Here is a 3306-nt window from a genome sequence, read left to right on the forward strand (position 1 = left end):
GCTGCGGCCAGTGCACGCCGTGCCGCGAGGGCACGGGGTGGATGTGGCGCGTCCTGACCCGCATGGCGGACGGCCGCGCCCACAAGCGCGAAATCGACATGCTGCTCGAAGTCACAAAGCAGGTCGAAGGCCACACCATCTGCGCGCTCGGCGACGCAGCCGCCTGGCCGATCCAGGGCCTGATCGCGCATTTCCGTCATGAGATCGAAGCGCGCATCGACCAGTATTCGCACAAGGCCGACATCGACGATATCGGCGTCCGCGATCCCGTGAACATGGTCGCGGCGGAGTAAGAGACATGACCAAGCTCATCATCGACGGCAAAGAGATCGATGTTCCGGCCGAGTACACGCTGCTTCAGGCGTGCGAGGCGGCCGGCGCCGAGATTCCGCGCTTCTGCTATCACGAGCGGCTGTCGATCGCCGGCAATTGCCGGATGTGCCTCGTCGAGGTGAAGGGCGGCCCGAAGCCGGTCGCGAGCTGCGCCTGGGGCGTGCGCGACTGCCGTCCGGGTCCCAAGGGCGAGCCGCCGGAAATCTCCACCCGTTCGCCGATGGTGAAGAAGGCGCGCGAAGGCGTGATGGAATTCCTTCTGATCAACCATCCGCTGGACTGCCCGATCTGCGACCAGGGCGGCGAGTGCGACCTGCAGGACCAGGCGATGGGCTATGGTGTGGACACCAGCCGCTTCGCCGAGAACAAGCGCGCGGTTGAGGACAAGTATCTCGGCGCGCTGGTCAAGACCTCGATGAACCGCTGCATCCAGTGCACGCGCTGCGTCCGCTTCTCGGCGGAAGTCGCCGGCGCCCCTGAAATGGGCGCGACCGGTCGCGGCGAGGACATGGAGATCACGACCTATCTGGAGCATGCGCTGACGTCGGAGTTGCAGGGCAACCTCGTCGATATCTGTCCGGTCGGTGCGCTGACCTCGAAGCCCTATGCTTTTGCGGCCCGTCCGTGGGAGCTCGGCAAGACCCAGTCGATCGACGTCATGGACGGCGTTGGCTCGGCGATCCGCGTCGATACCCGCGGCCGCGAGGTGATGCGCGTGCTGCCGCGTATCAACGAGGCCGTGAACGAGGAGTGGATCTCGGACAAGACCCGCCACATCRTCGACGGTCTGCGCACCCAGCGCCTCGACCGGCCCTATATCCGCGAGGCCGGCAAGCTGCGCGCGGCGAGCTGGCCCGAGGCCTTTGCCGCGATCGCTGCGAAAGCGGCACGTACCGACGGCAAGCGCATCGGCGCGATCGCCGGCGACCTCGCCGGTGTCGAGGAGATGTTCGCGCTGAAGGATCTGCTCGCCAAATACGGCTCGAGCAATCTGGCGGTGCAGGGCGGCGACGCCTTCGATCCCGCGCTCGGCCGCGGCTCCTACATCTTCAACCCGACGCTTGCAGGCGTGGAGCAGGCCGACGCGCTGCTCGTCATCGGCGCCAATCCGCGCAAGGAAGCGGCCGTGTTCAACGCCCGTATCCGCAAGCGCTGGCGCTCCGGCGGCTTCAAGGTCGGCGTGATCGGCGCCAAGGCCGACCTGACCTACGACTACGACCATCTCGGCGCGGGCACCGAGACGCTCGGTGAACTCGCGGCCGGCAAGCACTCCTTCATGGACGTGCTGAAGAACGCCAAGAACCCGATTATCCTGGTCGGTGCGGGCGCAGCCTCGCGTCACGACGGCGCCGCCATTCTGGCCGCTGCCGCCAAGCTCGCGATGGATGTTGGTGCGGTCAAGGACGGCTGGAACGGTTTCGGCGTGCTGCACGAGACCGCCTCGCGCGTCGGCGCGCTCGACATCGGCTTCTCCGCCACCGCCGGCGGCCTGAACGCCGCGCAGATGACGACCTTCGGGACGCTCGACCTGCTGTTCCTGCTGGGCGCCGACGAGATCAAGGCGCCGGACGGCACCTTCGTCGTCTATGTCGGCACCCATGGCGACCGCGGCGCGCACCGCGCCGACGTGATCCTGCCGGCGGCCGCCTACACCGAGAAATCCGCGATCTACGTCAACACCGAAGGCCGCGTGCAGATGACGGGACGTGCCGCATTCCCGCCAGGCGAAGCCCGCGAAGACTGGGCGATCGTCCGTGCGCTGTCGGAAGCGCTCGGCAAGAAGCTCGGCTACGACTCGCTTGCCGCCCTGCGCCAGGCGATCTTCAAGGCCGTGCCGCATCTGATCCGTCTCGACCAGATCGCGGCCGGCTCTGCCGACCAGATCAAGAAGCTGGCGGGTAAGGGCGGCTCGCCCGAGAAGGCGCCGTTCAAGCCTCTGGTCGAGGACTTCTATTTGACCAACCCAATCGCGCGTGCGTCCGCCGTGATGGCGGAGTGCTCGCGGCTTGCCTCCGGGCAGATGCTGACCGCAGCGGAGTGAGCGTGACCTGATGGAATTCTTCGAAAGCGCATTCTGGACCGGTTTCCTCTGGCCGCTGATCATCATGGTCGCGGAGAGCGTCTTGGTGCTCGTCGTCCTGCTGGTCGCGATCGCCTACATCCTGCTCGCCGACCGCAAGATCTGGGCGGCAGTGCAGATCCGCCGCGGTCCCAACGTGGTCGGCCCCTGGGGCCTGCTGCAGTCCTTCGCCGACCTGCTGAAGTTCGTGCTGAAGGAGCCGATCATCCCGGCCGGCGCCAACAAGGGCGTGTTCCTCCTTGCTCCCCTGGTCTCATGCGTGCTCGCGCTCGCCGCCTGGGCGGTGATCCCGACCAATCTCGGCTGGGTGATCTCCGACATCAATGTCGGCGTCCTCTTCATCTTCGCGATCTCGTCGCTGTCGATCTACGGCATCATCATGGCCGGCTGGTCGTCGAACTCGAAATACCCGTTCCTGGCCGCGCTGCGCTCGGCGGCGCAGATGGTGTCCTATGAAGTCTCGATCGGCTTCGTCATCATCACCGTGCTGCTCTGCGCCGGCACGCTGAACCTGTCGGCCGTGGTCGAGGCCCAGCATACCCGCGGCCTTGCCGGCCTGATCGGGCTGCCGCAGCTCACCATCCTGAACTGGTACGTCTGGCCGCTGTTCCCGATGTTCGTGGTGTTCTACGTCTCGGCGCTGGCGGAAACCAACCGTCCGCCGTTCGACCTCGTCGAAGCCGAATCCGAGCTCGTCGCCGGCTTCATGGTCGAATACGGCTCGACGCCGTACCTCCTGTTCATGCTCGGCGAGTATGTCGCGATCGTCACGATGTGCGCGCTGGCGACGATCCTGTTCCTCGGAGGCTGGCTGCCGCCGGTGGACCTGCCGCCCTTCAACTGGGTGCCGGGGATCATCTGGTTCTCGCTCAAAGTCTTCTTCATGTTCTTCC

At 66.2% G+C, this 3306-nt stretch carries 3 protein-coding genes; all 3 read left to right on the plus strand.

The annotated features are described in order from the left end of the window. A partial coding sequence (locus AC1D00_RS32875; protein WP_477013534.1) for an NADH-ubiquinone oxidoreductase-F iron-sulfur binding region domain-containing protein occupies window positions 1-293 on the plus strand: 293 nt, incomplete at its 5' end. Window positions 294-298: 5 nt separating this feature from the next. Continuing rightward, complete coding sequence (gene nuoG / locus AC1D00_RS32880) at window positions 299-2374, plus strand: NADH-quinone oxidoreductase subunit NuoG (RefSeq protein ID WP_477013535.1); 2076 nt, start codon at window positions 299-301, stop codon at window positions 2372-2374. 10 nt (window positions 2375-2384) lie between these two features. Then, on the plus strand, window positions 2385-3306 hold a 922-nt coding region (gene nuoH, locus AC1D00_RS32885), incomplete at its 3' end, for an NADH-quinone oxidoreductase subunit NuoH (protein WP_477013536.1).

This window comes from Bradyrhizobium sp. P2_E8, assembly GCF_056403875.1.